This window comes from Anoxybacteroides tepidamans, assembly GCF_014201465.1.
Taxonomy (GTDB): Bacteria; Bacillota; Bacilli; order Bacillales; family Anoxybacillaceae; genus Anoxybacteroides; species Anoxybacteroides tepidamans.
Genome location: NZ_JACHEP010000015.1, coordinates 1 through 21,599 on the forward strand (window position 1 = coordinate 1; position 21,599 = coordinate 21,599).

A 21,599-nucleotide genomic window follows, 5' to 3' on the forward strand; every position below is an offset into this window, starting at 1 on the left:
GCGTTCATTGTTCGAGGAGGGCATGCGTACAGCATGCCCAGTCGGCAAACGGTTCGTTTGCCGACAACGGCAGAAAAGCTAGGAATAGAGCGATGACAAATTGTTTTTATTGGTTAATCAACACGCCTAGCTGCAAGTCTTATTGTGTAACGGTAAAACATTGGAACCCATATGGCGGCCGTGGTTCAGTATATACTTTGCCTTGTGAACTAGGGATTTCCTCGACAATTTTATCCCATGTTCTGTAATTTTACATTTATTCTAAAAATAATATTGCTTCGACCAAAAAACGAGGATTCGGGAATGAACTTTATCCCTGTCAATGGCTTTAAATATGTGCGGTAGGCAAATACATCTCCTTTTCCATAATACATGACTCTTTCTTTGCTACTAGTCATAAAAATCATCTCTCTCATTGATTATTTCTTGCAAACGAAACAGCGCAATTTTTTTTATTTCCTCTAATGCTTGTTGGAATTCCGTTTGATAATCGTTTTTTAATCTTTCTTGTATCGATGCATAAATATCATTTTTCGTTTTTCCGCGAACAGCCATGACAAAAGGAAAAGCAAACTTATCGATGTATTGCTGGTTGAGCGACATAAGGTGATGACGTTCTTCCTCTGTGAGTCCGTTTAATCCGGCGTTTTTCTGCTCCTTTTGTGAGAAATCCGTCACTTTAGCGCTAGTGCCTAGATGTGGATGCATTCTAATTAATGTTAATTTTTCGTTTTCTGAAGCGGTTTCGACAATTTCTACCATTTTATCGTATAGAGATTGAAAAGTGGAAAATGGACGATATCGCTCCGCTTGTTCTGCCACCCATGGCGAATGCTCAAACACTCCTTTTAACAGGTTAATGAATTCAGAAGCACTCATTTCGTTTAATTGTTGCAATCTCATTGGTTTCTCCTTCCCTTACGATTTTGTAGCTGCTGTTAAAGTGTTATTGACGGCTCGCTTTTGCTTCGGCAAAAGATTAAGCAACGTCATGAAAGCGGCAGCGATGGTTTCTGATATAATACTTTTTTTGCTTAATGACATCTCCTCCTACATTCTAATTATTACATTACTATGTTATTTTATATAACATAATAAAACAAAGCGTTATAAGTGTCATTAGTTAAATTATATAATTTTTTTTAAGATAATTGACACATTGCATAAAGGTTGTCATAGTATTCAGTGATATAGAAATATGAATGTTATAAAATCTAACAATTTTTATTTTCATTCATGAGTGTTGATTATCCATTATTTTTCTGTGAAAATAACGGGTCCATGAACGGCTATTTTCATGCCTGGGTTACTCATGGATGTTTACTTAAAAAATACAGATCGTATGGCTGAACACAAGCTTTTCTGCCACATCCCTCGAACAAGAACGCCAGCGGGCAAATTTATTTGCCCGCAAAGCGTTCATTGTTCGAGGAGGGCATGCGCATAGCATGCCCAGTCGGCAAGCGATTCGCTTGCCGACTATGGCAGAAAAGCTAGGAATAGAGCCATCTCAATTGGTTTTTATTGGTTAATCAACACGCCTGATTTTCATTATAAATGAAGTAAGTTTTTAATGCGAAACGCTAACCGAAGACGAAAGGTTGTGTCGGGATCTTTTAGACTTTTTCCGATTAGTTCTTCGCATTTTTCTAAACGATAAATGACCGTATTTCGGTGAACATATAGTTTCTTTGCCGTTTCTGAAATTTGGCAATGATTTTCTAGAAATAAAAATAACGTATGCAACAACATTTCGGATTCGTTTTGGTTTATTGATGCATCCGCTAATTTTTGTAACGTTTCATCGTAAAAATCTTTCAAGTCTTGGATTGGAATCATTTGTAATAGCTCGGAAACATTTTTTCTTCGATAAATTTGAATAAACGAACGATTCCCAGAAAGGTAGCCGGTTTCAAGTGCCTCTAACGCTTCTTTGAATCCTTTTTGAACGTCTAAAAATTGTTGACAAAGATTGCTGATTCCGAAAGATACAGTTCGATCATATCTATTTTTTATTTTAAGCTGCAGTTCTTGAAGGAAAGGGAGAATGACGGTGCTAAGATCTGTCCAAGATTCTATTGCTGGAAACAATAAAATACAAATGTTCCCTTTCGTAAAGTGATGGATAGATTTAAAAAAAAGATGACTTTCTTCTTCTATAAACTCAAAAATAGTATCGATTTCTTTATGGGATTGAGTGAAGCTTAACGTTGCTTTATTCTCATCCAGTTTTCCAATGGTACAAATATAAGATTGGTCGTTGATAATCTGAAATTCTTTTGCTTTAATTGCCACTTCTTCTTTAGATTGGAACGATCCTTCTGTAAAATTAATAAAAAATTCGTTACGAACTTTTTTTGTGTATTGTTTTAATGCGTTTTCTTTCATTAATTCAAAGGAAATAACGTTGGCTGCTTGTTCGATTGTTAAAGTAATGGACGGGTTAGAAACAGGGATATTGCCGATTATAGCTAAGCAGCCGCTGTTTTTTTCGTGGGTGTAGATAGGAAATATAGAAATGGTTTCCCGATTAGATAAAAGTGAAAAACAAGAGTAAGAAGTGTTCGGTAAAAAAAAGCGAAACCCATTTGAATGCAATTTCCGAAGCTCGGCAGAAACTTCAGAGAACGGATGAGAAGAAGCGATAATGCGAAAATATTTGTCTAGTAATATAATAGGATATTTAACCATTGAATACAAATTTTGGAGTAAAGATACTAATCCTTTGCCGCTCATAATGTGATGAGTAAACTTTTGATGCGTTTCAAGAGCCAAAAGTAATTCGTTCGTCCGTTTATCGAGAATGTAACTTAATGATTGATTGACGATCTCTCCTAATGAAATGTCTATTGGTAGTTCGATGATAGGGAATCCTATTTTATCAGCATATGCAAGAGCGGTTTGTGGAATTTCTTCTAAAAATCGTTTTGTTTTAATAGCTAATCCTGCACATTGTTGTTCCCCCATATTTTTGATTAACTCAAGCAGATCGTGCGGTTTGTCTTTAAGATGATAGGCTGTAGTAACGAGTAATTCGTTTGGTTTTAAATAATAGATAATATCAGGAGCGTCCATCATGTTAACACTATATACTTCCCTTTCTTTCCCTTCATGTCCCGCGATTAATTTTGCATTACGAAAAGAAGGGATATGTAATAATATTTCTGAAATTTTCATACGCTCACCCCTATGACGTGTTAGTTAAATTGCACAAAAATATATAAAATTTATAACAATTTTACCAATGAATACAGAAAAGAATCAATATAAAATTAACATATCATGTTATATTTTATTACTCATAATGAAAGAAGGGAAGATATGGCGATCCATGTACACTCCTCATCTCAGTTAGGGGAAAAAGTAGAAACAATGATTGAGTGGCTTGCTTCGTTCGGTAAAACGAAAAACGGTGGGGTCACTAGATTGTTATATAGTGAGTCGTGGTTTTTCGCTCAGGAAGCATTAAAAGAGAAAATGAATCAATGTGGGTTAAACGCATATTATGATGACGTTGGCAATTTATTTGGAAGGGCGGAAGGAACGGAAGATTCGTCGTCAGTCATTTTAATCGGCTCACATATTGATACGGTTATAGATGGGGGGAAATATGACGGTTCTTATGGAATTATTTCTGGGTTGCTTGCTGTGGAATATCTTTTAAAACATTGTGGTCCTCCAAAAAAAACGATTGAGGTTGTTTCTTTATGCGAAGAAGAAGGAAGTCGATTTCCGATTACGTATTGGGGATCGGGAACTATTACGGGGAAATATACTTTTGAACAAATTCAAGAACTTACAGATTCACAAGGTATACCTTTTATAAAAGCGATGAAAGACTGTGGCTTTGGAGTAGGGAAGTTTCCATCCCCTCTAAGAAACGATATTCAATGTTTTATTGAAATGCATATTGAGCAGGGGAGAATGTTGGAGCAGAAAGGGAAAGCGCTCGGTATTGTCAGTCATATAGTGGGACAGCGCCGGTACAATATAACGGTTATTGGTGAAAGCAACCATGCTGGTACTACACCGATGACGGACCGAAGAGATGCGATTGTTATTGCCTCACAGCTGATAACATCGATTGCCGATAAAGCCAAAAGTTCTGGTGTAATGGCTACTGTTGGAAAAATGATAGTAAAGCCGAATGTCCCTAACGTGATTGCTGGAGAAGTCATGTTTACATTAGATGTTCGTCATCATAATGAGGATTTATTGCAGCATTTTTGTTTAGAAATTGCACAGGATTTACAACGTGTTTCGGATCAAAATGGGGTAAATATCATCGCGGAAGAGTGGATGAAGGTAAAACCTGTTGCGATGGATTCTTATTTAATAAAAATATCAACAGAAGTGGCTAAACATCAGAATCTGCCTTATGAGTTTTTAGTTAGCGGAGCGGGACATGACTCTCAAGTATTTGGTGCCTATTGTCCGACTGCTCTCTTTTTTGTCCCAAGTTATAAAGGGATTAGCCATTCACCGAAAGAGTTTACGGATAAGCTTGATTTAGAAAGAGGTCTTAAGTTTTTGATTGAATATTTATATCAATTAGCCTACTAACGGATAGAAAGGGTGGGAATCGTTATGTCGTTTTCTCGGTTTGAAATACCGTTGCGAACTATTATGACACCCGGTCCAGTAGAAGTGGATCCGAGAGTTTTGCAAGCGATGAGTAGTCCCATATTAGGTCAATTTGATCCCGCTTTTACAGCGATTATGAATGAAGTAATGGAAATGCTGCGTCAGCTGTTTCGAACATCTAATCGGTGGGCTTACCCTATTGATGGAACGTCCAGAGCGGGGATTGAAGCGTTGTTATGCAGTATTATTGAACAAGGAGATAAAGTCCTTATTCCGATTTATGGCCGCTTTGGTTATTTGTTGGCGGAAATTTGTGAAAGATACGGTGCTCATGTCTATACAATAGAATGTGAGTGGGGGAATGTGTTTGATCCGAAAGAGGTTATTAATGAAATTAAGAAGGTGAGACCGAAGATTGTTGCGATAGTACATGGAGAAACATCGACTGGTTGTATGCAGCCTCTTAAAGAAATTGGCGAGTTTTGTAGAGAAATGGATGTCCTTCTTGTTGTAGATGCGGTAGCTACGATTGGCGGAACAGAAGTGAATGTGGACGAATGGTATCTTGATGGGGTAATTGGCGGGACGCAAAAATGTATATCTGTTCCATCTGGAATGGCTCCGATAACGTATAATGATCGAGTGGAAAAAGTGGTGTTGTCTCGCAAAAAAGTAGAAAGAGGAATCCAAACAGACTTAGATAGGAGTATTCCTTCTACTGGGAAAACAATCATTAGCAATTATTTTGATTTAAGTCAACTTCAGGATTATTGGGGACCGAGAAGACTAAATCATCATACAGAAGCTACTTCGATGCTTTATGCGTTGAGAGAAGGATTACGGATTATTTTAGGGGAAGGATTAACAAAGAGATTTGAACGACACCGCCTTCATGAACGAGCCCTTGTAGCAGGGATTGAAGCGATGGGATTATCTTTATTTGGAGATAAAAAACGGAAACTCCCGACAGTTACGTGTGTGAATATACCGGATGGAGTGGATGGGGAGTCAGTGCGGCGTATGCTTTTACACGAGTTTGGAATTGAAATTGCAAGTTCTTTTGGTCCGTTGCATGGGAAAATATGGCGTATCGGAACGATGGGATATAGCTGTCGGAAAGAAAATATTCTCAGGCTGTTAACAGCTCTTGAAGCTGTTCTTGTATATCACAGCGTTCGTGTTAACAGAGGAGAGGGAGTGCAAGAAGCGTTAAAAGTATATGTTGAACAAAGCAAAGTAATGAACGCGGGGTGGTAAAGGATTTCTTACAAGAAGGTCAAACCGAGGGTACGAATATATCGTGCTTTTGGAGTTGACCTTCTTTTGCTATAAGTAATGAAATTTTTAGTTGATTTAACCAAAAAAATTTCGGAATTTTATATATTGTAACGATAGAATATAAAAATGTTAAGTTTTATAATTAAATAATAACATTAAATGTTATAAAATATAACAATAAAGGGGTGATAATATGACATTGATGGCCGAAGGTGTGAAAAAGTGTTATAATAATCGTCTTGTTTTAAAGGGGATAAACCTTTTGGTTGAACCTCATGAGTTTGTTTGTATATTGGGAAATAGTGGTGGTGGAAAATCTACCTTACTAAATTTACTTGCTGGATTTATTAAGCCGGATGAAGGGGTTATTAAAGTAAATGGAGTAAAGGTAACACAACCATCTAAGGAGAGGGGAGTTGTTTTTCAAGATCATGCATTATTTCCTTGGTATACCGTTATTGAAAACATTGCCTTTGGGCCGATCGTTCAGGGAGTTCCTAAACAAGAAGCGTTAAAAAAAGCTATGAACTATCTGAAATTAATCGGCTTACAAGAATATGCTTACCATTATCCGATGCAACTCTCTGGTGGCATGAAACAAAGGGTTGGCATTGCAAGAGCTTTAGCAGGTGAACCAGAAATATTGTTAATGGATGAACCATTTGGAGCTTTAGATTTGTTTACTCGCGAAAATATGCGTTCAGAACTTATTCGAATTTGGAATGAACTAAAACCTACAATCATTTTTATTACACACGATATAGCAGAGGCTGTTTATTTAGCAGATAGAATTATTGTTATAAGAAATGGAGTAGTTGCTGTGGAAAATAAAATTGATTTACCACGTCCAAGAAACTATCATGATCCTGAGTTTCGAATATTGATAGAGGAAATAGAGAAAAATTTTATGAATTAGGAGGAGTTTATGGAAAATACGATTATCAAACAAGAGAAGTCATATGCTGTTTCTTCGAATACAAAAAAAGAAAAAGGATGGGATCTTCAAAAGCAACTCCAAGCTTTACCGATCATTATGTTTTTTATCATTTGGGAGGGATTTACAAGATTAAATATGCACTTTTCCTTTGTGAATCCGGTGTTTTTTCCACCTCCATCGCTTATTTTAATAAATGGTTGGGAGTTGTATAAATCTGGTATTTTATTTCAGAGTGTTTTGTCTAGTACAATCAGAATTTTCATTGGCTTTGTACTCGGGGCATCGTTTGCTGTAATAATAGCTTTGTTAATGGGAAGGATGAAAAAAATAGAATTTTGGTTCACTCCAATTTTTAATATGATAGGGCCAATCCCTGCTCTTGCGTTATTACCTTTATTCATTATTTGGTTTGGAATTGGAGAAATACCAAAAATAGTTTTAATTGCATGGACGACTTTTTTTCCTGTAATGACTAATACGTTAGATGGCATTAAAAGTGTAAATTCTTCTTTTATTCGTTCTGCACTAAGCCTAGGCGCAAAAGAACATCAAATATATACGAAAATTATTATACCGTCGACGCTCCCGTCTATTATGGCAGGATGTCAAATTAGCTTAGGTTTAGCGTTTTCAGCATTAATAGTATCAGAAATGATGGGAGCTAAAAATGGATTGGGGTACATTATTGTTGATGCCCGAAATTACATGAAAATGCTCAATATGTACGTTGCTATTGTATTAATAGGACTAGAGTATAGCTTTTTTGCATTGGTTTTCAAATTAATAGAGAAAAAACTTCTTAGTTGGAGAATTGGTGGCTTTCATCATGCTGTAGAGAAATAGAAAATAAAATGTAAAAGGAGAATGACGATGAAGAAGATTTTTGCTTTATGTTTGATGATTTTTTTAGTTTTGTCCATGGTTGCGTGTAACTCAAACAAGTCTACAAATGGAGCAAGCGCAGAGAAAAGTAGTCAGAAAGCAAGTGATGAGCCGGAAGTAAAAGAAGTTACGTTAGTGGGTGTTAGAGATGCACAAATTTCATCACAACAAATAATTGCGGAAAAACTTGGTTATTTTAAAGAAGAGGGATTAACTGTTACTAATCAGCTTATCGAAAGTGGTCCGGATATTGGTCCGATGGTTGCTGGAGGAAGTGCGCCCGTTAGCTTTCAAACAAATTTTATGGATATTATTTTAGCTTCGTCAGGAGTAAAGGTGAAAATTGTAGCCCCTCTTGCACAAATAGCAGGAACACAGGCGGTAGTAGCTGGAAAGAATTCAAAAATCAAGTCCCCAAAAGATTTAGAAGGGAAAACGATTGGAATTCCTAGTGGAGCTGATGTAATGATTGCAATTCAAAATATGGCGAAAGATTACAATGTTGATATTAAAAAGATAAAATTTGTTAATTTGGCTCCGAGTGATGCTTTGACTGCTCTTGAAAAAGGAGATATTGATGTAATGGCTGCGTGGGAACCATTCATAACAAAAGCTATAAATAGCGGAGGGAAACTTTTATTCAGTGGTACCAAAGATAATTTCGAAGGCAAAAATAAAGAAGTCGATTGGATGAGTGTTCACACCACTCTGCAAGTCACAGATGATTTCCTAAAGGACAATCCCAATACCGTAAAAGCTATTATTAGAGCCTTAGTGAAGGCCACAAATTACATTAACGAACACAGAGAAGAAGCTATAAAGATATTAGCTCCGGAGTTGCATTTAAAAGAAAGCGAGTTAAAGGAAATTATGAATCGTAATGTATATAGTATGGCTGTTGATAATTCATTTTTAAATAAAAGTAATGGAAAAGAGGTAGGGGAGTATTTATTGAAGGTAGGTAATATCCAAACTATTCCTGATCAAAAAGACTATATCGATTTTTCGTTATTAAAAGAAGTGGAACCTGATCTTGTAAAATAATCATTCCATTTGTTTAATCCTGAACTTGCGCCGTCTTGTCTAATGGGAAAAGATGGAACGTCAACGTGTTGCTCGATCCCGTCTTTTTACCTACAGGGTGAAAAGACGAGGTGATAAAATTTGTTTGCTTTGAAGGAATTTTTAAGAATTAGACAGGTATATACCATGAATTCACGTTAATAAAAATGGAGATGAATTATAGATGGAATACGATGTAATTATAAAAAATGGCAATGCTGTGTTTGATGACGACGTAAAACGGGTTAGTATCGCAATAAAAGATGGAGTTATAATGGAAATTAGCGATCAAATCGATACAGAAGCGAATGTTGTATGGAATGCGGAAGGTCAGTATGTGTTCCCGGGAATGATTGATGTGCACGTTCACTTCAACGAGCCGGGACGGGAAGATTGGGAAGGTTTTACCACTGGATCTTATATGCTTGCAGCAGGAGGATGCACGACCTATTTTGATATGCCTCTTAACGGCATCCCCTCAACCATTGATGTTCCATCGCTTATCGAAAAAGCAAAAATTGGAGAGACGAAGTCTTTCATAGATTTTGGTTTATGGGGAGGTCTTGTTCCGGGAAATGAACAGGATTTAGCACCTCTCGCGGAAAACGGAGTTGTAGGATTTAAAGCGTTTTTATCCCCGAGCGGCAATAAAGAATTTGAAGCAGTGAATGATTACACGTTGCTGCAAGGGATGAAGATTATTGCCGGATTAAAAAAAATATTAGCTCTTCACGCTGAAGATGGTCCAATGGTGCAATTTTTGCAGCGGGAGAAAGAACAATCCGGGCTATATAGCCCAGATGACTATTTACAGTCAAGACCTGTTGCTGCTGAATGGTTGGCGGTGCGAAAGGCGATCGCATACGCTGAAATAACCGGTTGTTCTTTGCATTTTGTTCATATAAGCAGTCAAGAAGCAGTTGAAGAAATACAAGATGCGAAGAAACGAGGATTGGACGTAACGCTTGAAACGTGCCCGCATTATCTGCTTTTTCATCATGAACATGTCCGTGGGATGGGCGCAGTTGCCAAGTGTGCTCCGCCTTTGCGTGAGCCATTTCAGCAAAAGAAGCTTATAGATTTGCTTTTAGCGGATCAGTTTGATTTTGTATCGTCTGACCATTCTCCTTCACCGTTGGAATTGAAAAAAAACTTATCCAATAATTTTTTTCAAGTTTGGGGAGGGATTAGCGGCGGGCAATTCACCTTAATGGCTGTGATTGAACTGGCGTTAAAGTATAATATTCCTTTTCCAAAGATGATAAAATGGACATCGGAAAGACCAGCGAAACGATTTGGGCTTTATCCGAAAAAAGGGAATATTGCAAAAGGAGCCGATGCCGATTTAGTCATTATAAGTCTAAAAGAATCCTATACGGTTAAGGAAGAGAGTTTATATTCGAAGCATAAGCATAGCATTTATTTGAATCATACGTTTCCGTGTAAAATAATGGCCACATTTAATAGAGGGAAACTCATTTATAACGAAGGAAAAAAAATAGCATTATTTCCTGCGGGCCGTTGGGTGACCGGAAGCGTTCCGTCCAAGGTTTGAACATAAGCACGACTTACTAACAATGATGTTAATAGTCTCAGTCACGCAAGTTGATAAGTGATAAAACAGAGGGTGTCCCAAGCGTGGGACATCCTTTTTTGGTACATATACGTATACGCACGCAACAATGGTAAGTATATATTATATTCCGTTGTTTAAGATCAAGCGGTCTTTTGAGTCAGTTTCTTTACTATCGCAGCTGTTTCATTATAGATGGGGGAGGATAAGTCCTCCATAGGCAAAAGAAGCGATAATTAAGAATGCTGGGTGAATATTCCATTTTTCTAAAGCAAGAAACGAAATAAACGCAATAGCAAAGGATTGGACGATACCGATCGAAAAAATAGACTCTTTCATCATTTGCCAAGTTAATATCAACATCATAATAGCGATTACAGGTTGAACGAATAGCGTCATTCCTTTTACAACTAATGATTGTCGATGTCGGCGAACGATTTTCAAAAGAAAAATAAGAGCAAAAGCAGATGGAAATATAGTAGCAAACAAAGCAATAACAAAGCCCCACCACCCATATACATCATACCCTACATATGCAGCAATTTTAGTTGCAATAGGGCCAGGCAGCGCATTTCCTAGTGCGAGCATATTCGAAAATTCTTTGTTCGTAAGCCAACGGTAGTGATTTACAATTTCTTCATACATAAGAGGAATAGAGGATGGTCCTCCGCCATAACCGAGAACATTAGCCCAAAAAAACCCTATGAATAAACTGATCCAAGCCTTCATGACGACATCTCCTTATTTTGAGAATACAATTTGCTTTTTCGCTTAAAATAAATAGCGCCATAAGTTAGAAATAAAACAATAACGATAGCTGGATGAATAGAAATAATCTGTAGCATGAAAAACGAAATAACAAAAAGTAAAGAACCTAGAGATTTTCCCAATCCTTTCACTGTTTTCGAAGCGAATTCATAGGTCATTTGTCCAAGCATAACTGCAATAACAGGCATCACAGCGGAAATCATTCCTTTGATAACCGTGGAATAGCTTAAAACGTTGATCATGGTAAATAGCAACACCATTGCTAAGCAAGTAGGTAAAACATGTGCTATGACACTAATAAAAGCTCCTATAGTCCCTTTTTGTTTGTAACCTAAATAAGCCGCCATTTTTGTAGCGATGGGGCCGGGCAATGTATTAGCAATTGCTAATATTTCGCCAAATTCTTCGTCTTTTAGCCAATGATAGCGGGAAACTGCTTCATAACGGATTAACGGTATGACGGATGGCCCCCCACCAAAGCCAAAAATTCCTGTTCGTAACATGGCGAGTATCAGATCTCTATAGGAAGTTTCCACTCTTTTTCCTCCTCGTTAGGTTGTTTATAATTTCATGCCCATTCGGCTTTTATACCGCTTGATTAAGATTTGACAGTCTACACTTACAACTCCGCGCATCGAATACAACTTTTTTGTCAAGAAATTTTCCATTTCGTGATTGTCTTTGAAAATTCCATGCATATGTAGCTTGCTTGGTCCTGTCATATGATACAAGCTTGTGACACAATGTTCCTTTGCAAGCTGTTCTGCAACTTCTTCTAAATATTGGGGTTCTACTTCCACATTAAAAAAAGCAGATACGTGAATGCCGATTTTGGTTGGATTAATGACGGTGGTGAATTTTTCGATCACACCCTTTTCGATTAAGTTGTTAATGCGAGCTTGAACAGCGACGCGCGATAAACCGATTTCCTTTCCTAAATCTGTGTATGAAATTCGGCTGTTTTCATGCAAACGAGAAAGAATTTTTTTGTCAATTTCATCAATGTCTAAATTAGGAATGTGGTAATCCGGAAACAAGCGTCATACCCCTCTTTCGTTTTGTAATTATAGATCAAAAAAACTTTCTTTTAGTAAATATATTAACATTATAAATTTCTAAATCAATAAAAAAACTAAAATTTAATTTCTAAATGAATAAAAAACATTGTAAAAAAATATTACAAAATTAAACAATTTTTTGAAGGAGGTTTGTATAATGAATTCGTAATTTTTAAAAATATTTAAGAGGTGATAATGATGAAAAAAACACATCCTGCTTTTGTTATTTTTTTATTCTTTTTAGGATGGGTATTTATGTATGCTGATCGAAATATTCTTTCGCCAGTAATGGGAGAAATAGGAGAGCAATGGGGATTAAATAAGGCACAGTTAGGATTAATGTCTACCGTATTTTTTGTAGCGTATGCGATGATGCAAATTCCAACAGGTTTTTTAGCCGATAAATTTGGGCGAGTGAAAGTATTAGTGATAGGATATGTATTATTTGGAATTACAACATTTTTAAGTGGAATGGCTTCTTCGTTTGGTATGTTTTTACTTATGAGAGCATTGACTGGATTAGGAGAAGGTACGTATTATGGGTCGCAATATGGTATTTCTTCTAATATTACACCGAAAAAATACAGAGGAGTTGTATCAGCAGTAATCAATAGTGGAATGGCTTTTGGGATTTCCCTTGGCTTTATAGCAGCTAGCTATTTTACCTACACGTTAAACAAGGGATGGCAATTTTCTTTTTACTTGTTTGCTATACCAACAATTATCATTGCTATACTAATAGGAATGTTTGTGCGTGATCATACGGAACCTAAGAAACAGCAAGAATTTCAAGTTCAAGAAAAACAGGGATTGAAAATGTTATTTACAAAAAATCATATTTTTGTTTATATTCTTATATTCTGTTCATTATATGGTTTTTTTGGGATGCTAACTTGGTTACCGTACTATTTGCAAACAGCGAGGGGGATAGATGGTTCGCAAACAGGAATCATTTCCTCGCTAGTGCCATGGGCTTCAATTCCAGGAGCGATTTTCTTTGGATATATTTCAGACAAAATAAAAAATAAAAAGCCACTTATCATTTTCCTAGCTTTAGCTGGATCTATTTGTCAATTTGTGATTCCTTACACAGAAAACTATTCATTAATGATTGCGGGGTTAGTGTTTTATGGCTTACTAGGAAAACTTGCACTTGATCCAGTATTAATTTCTTATATTGCTGATATGACGCCGTCTTCTATGTATTCAAAAGTATATGGGTTTTTTAATTTTAGTGGTATGCTTTCCTCTATTTTTGCACCTTATATTACGGGTTATTTCGCTGATATAACAGGAAAAATTGAATTTGGTTTTTATTTATCAGGTAGTTTATTAATATTAGGAGCATTTCTATTCATGTTTACAGGAAATTTAAACTCTATATTGAATACAAAGGACAACTATGAATCAAAGGGAGAGAATGCGATATGAGTCAAGCGATTGTTGGAACGAAAACAATGGTTGTAAGTCCTCATTATTTGGCCTCGATAGCTGGAAATAGGATTTTGTGGAAAGGTGGAAATGCCTTTGATGCTGCGGTAGCTGTGAGTGCCTGTTTAGCTGTAGTGTACCCCCATATGACGGGAATTGGGGGAGATTCCTTCTGGCTTTTATACAGTGCAAGTGATAAAAAAGTGCGCGCCTATAATGGAAGCGGCCGTTCGGGTTACAATGTTACACGCGAGAAATACGAAGGTTTAACATCGATTCCTTATCGCGGCATTCAAAGTGTGATCACAGTTCCTGGAATGGTCGATAGTTGGGATGCAATCATAAAAGAATATGGGAGACTCTCGTTGGCAGATGTGCTAGAACCTGCGATTGAATATGCCTCTTCTGGTTTTCCATTTTCAAAAGATCAATATGTAAATACGATGAAAAATGTGAATGTATTACGTGAATATCCAGAAACATCATCCATTTTCTTACCGAATAATCGAGTCCCGAAAATAAATGAAAAATTTATTCAGAAAAATTTAGCTAATACGTTAAAAGAACTGGCGATAAGAGGAAGAGATTATTTCTACAAAGGCGAATTAGCAAAACATATCGTATATAACCTTCAAGAAAAAGGGGGATTATTAACAGAAGAAGATTTTGCTGATCATAAGGGGGATTGGGTGGAACCGTTAACGTCCTCTTATCGCGGTTATACAATGTTTCAAGTACCACCTAATTCACAAGGATTTGTAGGATTAATGGTGTTAAATATTTTAGAAAATTTTGATTTTAAAACTATTCCTCACGGTTCTTTTGAGTACTATCATTTATTAGTGGAATCGTTGAAAAAAAGTTTTCAAGATCGAAATCAAGTATTAACAGATCCTGAATTTTATTCCATTCCTTTGGAAAAGTTATTAAGTAAGACATATGCGAGAGAACTCGCACATTCCATTAGTTTAAAGAAAGCAGATCGAGTAATGACTCGACCGGTTGGAAGCGATACTGCTCATGCAGCGGTAGTAGATGAAGAAGGAAATGCAGTGTCATTCATTCAAAGCTTATATTTCGAATTTGGTTCATGTGTCGTCGCGGGGGATACAGGCATTCTTATGCAAAACCGGGGTTCTTTCTTTTCTCTTAATTCATCGCATGTTAATTGCCTAGAACCGAGAAAGAGAACGTTCCATACTCTTATGCCTGCTATGGCGTTTAAAGATGAAAAACCGTATATTTTATATGGCACTCAAGGAGGAGAAGGGCAGCCACAAACGCAAACTTTGATGATTACGAGAATGATTGATTATGACATGAATCCCCAACACGCAATTAACGAGCCAAGATTCGTGTGGGGAAGAACGTGGGGAGAGGAAACAGAGGAACTAAAAATAGAAAGTCGGGTAAACAAAGAAGTTATCCAAACTATGAGTAAAGTAGGTCATCTCGTTAAAGTGGTTGATAAAGTTGATAAAATCATGGGGCATGCCAATGCTATTTTGATCGATGATCAAGGATTTTTACACGGAGGGGTCGATCCACGAGGGGACGGCGCAGCAATTGGGTGGTAATTATGGTTGCACAGTATATAAATACAACTGGAAGGTTTAACTTATGGTTGACGAAAAGCAGACTCCTTATTTTTTCGATTGACGGAGGCAAGTCACAGACTTGCCTCCGTTACGCCTTCGCGTGACAGAGGAACGAACAACCAACCGCTTCACAGACAAAGGCATTTGTCTGGAAGCGGTGTTGTTCGGTCACCCGACAGTCGAAAAATATCGATTACTTCATAAAAGACGAAATGTTAAAGTTCCAAATTGCATCTATGTATAATAGTAACATGCGGAGAACATCCACATTGTATCGAAATCTTTTTCATTTGTTTTGTAGTTGCTGTGTTCATGATAAACCAAACCGTACATCAAATTTCTGTACAATATTTTACCAAAAAAACATAGAATCATATGGCAGAAAAGCTAGGAATAGAGCGATGTCAACTAGTTTTTAAGGGTTAATCAACACGCCTGTTGGCGGATATACTTTTTATAGAGAGCACTTCTTTCCTAGAATGTTTTTTAGAGCAACCTACAGGAAAGATGCTCTTTTTTTATGTATGCCCAGATTGTAATGAGTAAAAATTATCTTACTGATTGAAAAAAAAGCGAAAGAAGTGTAAACTAAAACACAAGATGAAGGCAAGCGCTTTCTTTATTGGAGCAAAAAATGAACGAAAACAATAGAAATATTTGTATAGGAAAGACTGGTGAGGTATGAAAGTAACAATCTACGATGTCGCTAAAGAGGCCGGTGTATCTATTTCAACTGTATCGAGAGTGATTAATAATACAGGCCGGATTAGTGAAAAAACGAGAAAAAAAGTGTTAAAAGTGATGGAAACATTGCATTATCAACCAAGTATGGTAGCTTCCGCTTTAACCGGAAAGCGAACGCGTACGATCGGACTTATTATTCCTGATGTAGCGAACCCTTTCTTTGCGGAAATCGCCAGAAAAGTGGAAGACCGCGGAAGAGAGTTGGGGTTTAATGTTTTAATGTGCAACACGGATAATAATCCAGAAACGGAAGAAATGTACCTTTCGTTGCTCAAGCAGAAAAGTGTTGATGGGATTATTATCGGGACAACGACGAAAAATTATACGGTGCTGAATGAGTTATTGCACGAGCATTTTCCGATTGCTTTTATTGCGCAAGATATCCCTGAGCTTGCTATTGATGTAGTAAGAGTGGATGATTTTTTAGGTGGGTATCAAGCTGTTTCTCATTTAGTGTCGTTAGGGCATAAAAAAATAGCAATTATGTTAGGGAATTTGAACAGAACGAGTGACAAAGACCGCCTTCAAGCGTATCGGCAAGTGTTACAGGAAAACGGTTTAGAGTATGATGAAAGATTGGTAATTTACACAGATTATTCGATGGAAGCAGGTAAGCGAGCGGCGTTTGAATTGCTTCGGTCACCACAAAAACCGACGGCTATTTTTGCTTGTTTTGATTCGCTTGCGGTGGGGGTATATCAAGCTGCCAAAGAAATGGGGCTCTGTATTCCTGAAGATTTATCAGTTGTCGGTTTTGATAATACGATATTAGCTACCATCGTGGATCCGCCATTGACTACAGTGGCACAGCCGATCGATGAAATGGGGAGGCAAGTGGTTGATCTCATAATACGGGAGATAGAAGGAGAAAAAAATATGAAGCAGCGAGTCATTTTGCCCCCGGAGTTAATTGTTCGTCACTCTACAAAACAACTGTAGATTTGTCAATCAAAGAGAAGAAAGAAGAACCGCTATTTATAGGCTCTCTTTTTTCTCTTTCTTTTTTTGTGTTTAACTAAAAATTTTATAAATTCAGAAAAAATAGTTGCAAAAGAGGATGAAAGGATTTAAAATAAAAAACAAATGAGAAAGCGCTTGCTCAAAAAAAAAAAAAAACTTATTTACGGATGCTACGATTTGTTTTATTAAAAGGATATAAAAAAGCGAATTAATATTTAATGTATTGCTGTTGTAAGAGAAAGCGCTTACTCAAACCAAATGCTTAAATAGTGAAGGGAGAAGAGATGGATGTCGCTAGTGAAAGTGGGGATTTTAGGAGCAGGTGGAATTGCAAAAGTTCATACGTCCATTTTAAAGAGAGATCAACGAGTAGAAATTATTGGTGTTGCAGATATTGTGGAAGACAGAGCAGCTGCCCTAGCAAATGAAGCGGGAAGTGCCAAAGCGGTGCAAACTCTTGAAGACTTATTTGAATTGGGGGTCGATGCCGTATATGTAACAACCCCTAATACGTTGCATGTCGAGCCTGTATTAAAATGCCTTGAAAACAATGTTCATGTATTTTCGGAGAAACCGATGGCTACTTCATTAGAAGGGGCTGGGCGAATCCGAAAAGCGGCTGAAATGTCAAAAGCCGTATACAATTTAGGGATGAACCGCCGCTATGCGTCCGTATACAAAAAAGTCAAAGAACTCATTTCTTCTGGTGAAGTCACCCCATATTTAGCAAATATTAAAATGAACCGCGGCGAGCTGCTGAATCCTGCTTGGACAGCTGATCCAAAGGTGACAGGAGGGTTCCTTTATGAAACCCCTTTCCATCTGATGGATATGTGCCGCTACTTATTTGGAGAAGTGCAGACTGTTTATTGTGAAGGACGACAAAACATTTCTGAAGCGGAAATCGATACATTTGCGATTATGATGACATTTGAATCAGGAACGATCGCAAACTTTGTCACTTATGCGCATGCTGGATGGAGTTTCCCGTTTGAGAGTTTAGAAGTTTACGGAAAATATTGTACCATTGCGACGCAAGAACTGGAAAAAGTGATGTATGCACCGGGATTAAAGCAACCAGCTCAAATTAGCGATTTTTATCAATTATCGATCGAAGAAAAATGGGGATATGTGGAGGAAGATCGTCTATTTATCGATGCCATTATTCATGGAACGAAACCTCCTGTTACAGCAGAAGACGGATATCGATCCATTCAATTATTAGAGGCTATTTATGAAAGCGCTAAAACTGGAAAAATGATAAATTTTCGCCAAACAGCACCATCACAATAAAACAGAGTGGGTGACAATATGAGCAAAAAGCAAGTTCGAATTGGGATGGTTGGATATAAATTTATGGGAAAAGCCCATAGCCATGCATTTCGTGACATTCCATTTTTCTTCGATACGGATGTCGTTCCTGTTTTACAAGCCATCGCTGGACGAGATGAGCAAGGGGTGAAACAAGCCGCTGAAAAAATGGGATGGGCGTCGTACGAAACGGACTGGCGCCGTCTTATTGAGCGTGACGATATTGATGTCATTGATATTGTTACACCGAATAATACGCACGCTGAGATCGCCATTGCCGCAGCGAAAGCAGGAAAACATATTATTTGCGAGAAGCCGCTTGCACTAACATTAGAACAGTCGTTACAAATGCTTGAAGCTGTAAAAGAAGCCGGGGTTGTCCATATGATTTGCCATAATTATCGGTTTGCGCCGGCTGTCCAATTTGCTAAGAAACTAATCGAACAAGGTCGGTTAGGGAAAATTTATCATATTCGCGCAACATTCCTGCAAGATTGGCTGATGGATCCTAATTTTCCGTTAATATGGCGTCTGAAAAAAGAAGTATCCGGATCAGGTACGCATGGCGATCTTGGCGCACACATTATTGATTTAGCACGCTTCTTAGTCGGAGAATTTAGCGAAGTAGTCGGAATGATGGAGACATTCATTAAAGAGCGGCCATTGGGTGATATGGATATCCATTTAAAAGGCCGAATTGAAAGCGGTCAATGGGGAGAAGTCGATGTAGATGATGCTTCAGCATTTTTAGCTCGTTTCGAAAACGGAGCGCTAGGTGTTTTTGAAGTCACCCGTTTCAGCCGGGGAAACCGTGCTGGAAACCGATTTGAAATTAACGGGGAAAAAGGTTCGATTCGTTGGGATATGGAAAATATGAACAACTTGCAAGTGTATTTGGAAGACGACGAACGGGGCCTCCAAGGATTCCGGACGATCAACTGCACGGAAGTGGAGCATCCTTATGCAGCTGCTTATTGGCCAGCAGGGCACATTATTGGCTACGAACATACATTTATCAATTTATTAGTTGAAATGATGAACGGAATTGCAAACGGATACAGTCCAGCGCCGAATTTCGAGGATGGTGTGCGCAATCAGGTGGTTTTAGAAGCGGTCGAGCGTTCTGTGCAAACGGGAACGTGGATAAAAATATCAGAATTATTAAAACAGCCGCAACTGCAAGTATAAAAGAGAGAAAGCTTTATAACTTCCTCTCTTTCTGTAATAAACAAAAGAAAGCGATTACATTTTTGGAAAGGTTGTGTTGTTTTATGATAATTCGTTGTGCGGTGCTCGGTTTAGGTCGTTTAGGTCATCATCACGCTAAAAATTTAGCAACCTACCAAATTGCTGGAGCGCAATTAGTCAGTGTTGTTGATCCACAAGAAGGACGAGCTGAACAATTTGCTAAAGAATTTGGCATTGACCATTGGACAAAAAACCCAGACGAAGTGTTTGAAAATCCTCATATCGACGCAGTTGTCATTGTGACTCCTACAAGCACCCATGCCGATATGATTAAAAGGGCTGCAAAAAATGGGAAAGCCATTTTTGTTGAAAAGCCGTTAACACAGCGTTTAGAAGAAGCAGATGAAATCATTCAAACAATCAAAGAAACGGGCGTTATTTGTCAAGTTGGGTTTATGAGAAGATTTGATCCTGCCTATGCAGAAGCGAAGCGAAGAATCGACGCAGGGGACATTGGCAAGCCGATCTATTTTAAAGGGATTACTCGTGATGCCGGTTCACCGCCCGCCGAGTTTATTAAACATAGCGGTCGCATGTTTTTAGACGTTTCGATTCATGATTATGATATTGCGAGATATTTGATGGGAGCAGAAATTACGTCTGTGGCCGCACATGGAAGAGTATTGCTGCATCCGTTTATGGAAGAGTTTAAAGATGTCGACCAAGCGATTACGTACGTCCATTTTGATTCCGGTGCTGCAGGAGATATTGAGGCAAGCCGCAACTCGCCTTATGGCCATGACATTCGTACGGAAATTATCGGTACGGAAGGATCGATTTTCATCGGAACGTTACGGAACCAAAACGTTACGTTATTGAATGCAAAAGGCAGCACGTATGAGATCATCCCAGATTTCCAAACTCGTTTTAATGACGCTTACCGTTTAGAGCTTGTCCATTTTGTAGAATGTGTTCGTAATAACCAAACGCCAAACGTAACAGAAATCGATGGCAAAGTAAATTTAGAAATAGCTATTGCGGCAACAGAATCGTTTGATACTGGAAAAACGGTACATATAAAGGGGGGATGCTTGGAAAAAAGCTGCTAAATTTTTGCGTGTTTGTTGTGTTTTGTTGGATGGGGGACTTAATGATTTTTCACGATGAAACAAGGGGGTATGAAATTTATGAGATTTTCTAAAAATTTCATCTCAATGGTAATTTTGCTGTTGTTTACGATGTTTGTTGCTGTCGGTTGCAGTGGGAAGCAAGGAGCGTCAGAACCAACGACAAAGCAATCGGGAGGAAGTAAGAAAATTGTCATCGGAGCAGCACTGCCAGATTTTGATGACAAGTGGCTCAGCTATTTGCAAGACGGGATGAAAGAATACGCCAAAACGCAAAAAGATGTCGAAGTGATTTATGTGGATGCAATGAATGACGCTAGCAAGCAGTTATCTCAAGTCGAAAACTTCATTCAACAAAAAGTCGATGCGATTGTGTTAATACCGGTTGATACAGTTTCTGCACCCGAAATGATCGATAAAGCAAATCAAGCAAACATCCCGATAGTGGTAGTGAATAGAATCTTTGATGGCGTAGATAAGGCTACCGCTTACGTTGGTTCAGAATCGATTAAGTCCGGAATTATGCAAATGGAAGAAGTGGCAAAGATTCTCGGTGGAAAAGGTAACATCGCCATTATGAACGGTCAGATGGGGCATGAGGCGCAAATCAAAAGGACGGAAGGAAATAAAGAAGTGATTAAAAAATATCCAAATATGAAAGTTGTGTTAGAAGGAACAGCTGAATGGGATCGGGCGAAAGGAATGTCTTTAATGGAAAACTGGCTCAATTCTGGAAAAAATATTGATGCGGTTGTCGCCAATAACGACGAAATGGCGATTGGAGCGATTATGGCGTTAGAAGATGCAGGAAAATTGGATGACGTCGTTGTTGCGGGAATTGATGCAACACCTGATGCATTGGAGTACGTAAAATCAGGAAAGTTAAAAGTGACTGTTTTCCAAAATGCAAGAGGACAAGGTCAAGGCGGATTAGAAACAGCAATTAAAGCGGCCAAAGGAGAGAAAGTCGAGAAATTCAACTGGATTCCATATGAACTTGTGACGAAAGATAATGTGGAAGAGTACATCAAAAAATGGCAGTAGTATTTTGTGCTCGTTATCATCTATCTAAGGTGAAAGGACGCTACGACGGTTAGT

At 37.9% G+C, this 21,599-nt stretch carries 18 protein-coding genes; 13 read left to right on the forward strand and 5 right to left on the reverse strand.

What is annotated here, in order from left to right; genetic code table 11:
• Nucleotides 1–390: 390 nt before the first annotated feature.
• Nucleotides 391–903: a 2-oxo-4-hydroxy-4-carboxy-5-ureidoimidazoline decarboxylase gene (uraD, locus tag HNQ34_RS12015; protein ID WP_246364135.1), complete on the reverse strand. Its 513-nt coding sequence runs from the start codon at nucleotides 901–903 to the stop codon at nucleotides 391–393.
• 648 nt (nucleotides 904–1,551) lie between these two features.
• Nucleotides 1,552–3,177: a PucR family transcriptional regulator gene (locus HNQ34_RS12020; RefSeq protein ID WP_183254870.1), complete on the reverse strand. Its 1,626-nt coding sequence runs from the start codon at nucleotides 3,175–3,177 to the stop codon at nucleotides 1,552–1,554.
• Between the two features lie 144 nt (nucleotides 3,178–3,321).
• On the opposite strand from HNQ34_RS12020, the gene allC reads away from it, so the two are divergent.
• The 6 genes from allC to HNQ34_RS12050 all read left to right on the forward strand — a co-directional run bounded on the left by allC (nucleotide 3,322) and on the right by HNQ34_RS12050 (nucleotide 10,298).
• Nucleotides 3,322–4,563: an allantoate deiminase gene (gene allC, locus HNQ34_RS12025; protein ID WP_183254871.1), complete on the forward strand. Its 1,242-nt coding sequence runs from the start codon at nucleotides 3,322–3,324 to the stop codon at nucleotides 4,561–4,563.
• Between the two features lie 24 nt (nucleotides 4,564–4,587).
• Nucleotides 4,588–5,841: a pyridoxal-phosphate-dependent aminotransferase family protein gene (locus HNQ34_RS12030; RefSeq protein ID WP_183254873.1), complete on the forward strand. Its 1,254-nt coding sequence runs from the start codon at nucleotides 4,588–4,590 to the stop codon at nucleotides 5,839–5,841.
• A gap of 214 nt (nucleotides 5,842–6,055) precedes the next feature.
• A complete protein-coding gene (locus tag HNQ34_RS12035; RefSeq protein WP_183254875.1) occupies nucleotides 6,056–6,778 on the forward strand; it encodes an ABC transporter ATP-binding protein in 723 nt (240 codons plus the stop codon).
• Nucleotides 6,779–6,787: 9 nt separating this feature from the next.
• Nucleotides 6,788–7,642, forward strand: a complete 855-nt coding sequence (locus HNQ34_RS12040; RefSeq protein WP_183254878.1) for an ABC transporter permease — start codon at nucleotides 6,788–6,790, stop codon at nucleotides 7,640–7,642.
• A gap of 21 nt (nucleotides 7,643–7,663) precedes the next feature.
• Nucleotides 7,664–8,725 carry an ABC transporter substrate-binding protein gene (locus HNQ34_RS12045; RefSeq protein ID WP_409978373.1) on the forward strand — a complete coding sequence of 354 codons (1,062 nt, stop codon included), beginning with the start codon at nucleotides 7,664–7,666 and terminating at the stop codon, nucleotides 8,723–8,725.
• A 202-nt stretch (nucleotides 8,726–8,927) separates the two neighbouring features.
• Nucleotides 8,928–10,298 (forward strand): allantoinase, encoded by a 1,371-nt coding sequence (locus tag HNQ34_RS12050; protein WP_183254882.1) that lies wholly within the window; start codon nucleotides 8,928–8,930, stop codon nucleotides 10,296–10,298.
• A 207-nt stretch (nucleotides 10,299–10,505) separates the two neighbouring features.
• Here HNQ34_RS12050 and HNQ34_RS12055 read toward each other — a convergent pair whose 3' ends face one another.
• The 3 genes from HNQ34_RS12055 to HNQ34_RS12065 are packed head-to-tail and all read right to left on the reverse strand — an operon-like array spanning nucleotide 10,506 to nucleotide 12,121.
• Entirely contained in the window at nucleotides 10,506–11,045 is a 540-nt protein-coding gene (locus HNQ34_RS12055) for a chromate transporter (protein WP_183254884.1), read from the reverse strand.
• Nucleotides 11,042–11,620 carry a chromate transporter gene (locus HNQ34_RS12060; protein ID WP_337959703.1) on the reverse strand — a complete coding sequence of 193 codons (579 nt, stop codon included), beginning with the start codon at nucleotides 11,618–11,620 and terminating at the stop codon, nucleotides 11,042–11,044. The genes HNQ34_RS12055 and HNQ34_RS12060 overlap by 4 nt, the downstream gene beginning before the upstream one ends.
• A 24-nt stretch (nucleotides 11,621–11,644) precedes the next feature.
• Nucleotides 11,645–12,121 carry an Lrp/AsnC family transcriptional regulator gene (locus HNQ34_RS12065; protein ID WP_183254886.1) on the reverse strand — a complete coding sequence of 159 codons (477 nt, stop codon included), beginning with the start codon at nucleotides 12,119–12,121 and terminating at the stop codon, nucleotides 11,645–11,647.
• A gap of 219 nt (nucleotides 12,122–12,340) precedes the next feature.
• Here HNQ34_RS12065 and HNQ34_RS12070 point away from each other — a divergent pair, with 219 nt between their 5' ends.
• From HNQ34_RS12070 to HNQ34_RS12100, 7 genes are all read left to right on the forward strand, one after another.
• The gene (locus HNQ34_RS12070; RefSeq protein WP_183254888.1) at nucleotides 12,341–13,573 is read left to right on the forward strand and encodes an MFS transporter; all 1,233 of its coding nucleotides are present in this window, start codon (nucleotides 12,341–12,343) and stop codon (nucleotides 13,571–13,573) included.
• Nucleotides 13,570–15,150: a gamma-glutamyltransferase gene (ggt, locus tag HNQ34_RS12075; RefSeq protein WP_183254890.1), complete on the forward strand. Its 1,581-nt coding sequence runs from the start codon at nucleotides 13,570–13,572 to the stop codon at nucleotides 15,148–15,150. The genes HNQ34_RS12070 and ggt overlap by 4 nt, the downstream gene beginning before the upstream one ends.
• Before the next feature lie 702 nt (nucleotides 15,151–15,852).
• Entirely contained in the window at nucleotides 15,853–16,854 is a 1,002-nt protein-coding gene (locus HNQ34_RS12080) for a LacI family DNA-binding transcriptional regulator (RefSeq protein ID WP_183254892.1), read from the forward strand.
• Nucleotides 16,855–17,163: 309 nt separating this feature from the next.
• Nucleotides 17,164–18,168, forward strand: a complete 1,005-nt coding sequence (locus tag HNQ34_RS12085) for a Gfo/Idh/MocA family protein (protein ID WP_183254894.1) — start codon at nucleotides 17,164–17,166, stop codon at nucleotides 18,166–18,168.
• 18 nt (nucleotides 18,169–18,186) lie between these two features.
• Nucleotides 18,187–19,374 (forward strand): Gfo/Idh/MocA family protein, encoded by a 1,188-nt coding sequence (locus HNQ34_RS12090; RefSeq protein WP_183254896.1) that lies wholly within the window; start codon nucleotides 18,187–18,189, stop codon nucleotides 19,372–19,374.
• A gap of 83 nt (nucleotides 19,375–19,457) precedes the next feature.
• On the forward strand, nucleotides 19,458–20,483 hold the full coding sequence (gene iolG, locus HNQ34_RS12095) for an inositol 2-dehydrogenase (RefSeq protein WP_183254899.1): 1,026 nt from the start codon (nucleotides 19,458–19,460) through the stop codon (nucleotides 20,481–20,483).
• A gap of 78 nt (nucleotides 20,484–20,561) precedes the next feature.
• On the forward strand, nucleotides 20,562–21,545 hold the full coding sequence (locus HNQ34_RS12100) for a sugar ABC transporter substrate-binding protein (protein WP_183254901.1): 984 nt from the start codon (nucleotides 20,562–20,564) through the stop codon (nucleotides 21,543–21,545).
• The last annotated feature ends 54 nt before the right edge of the window (nucleotides 21,546–21,599 follow it).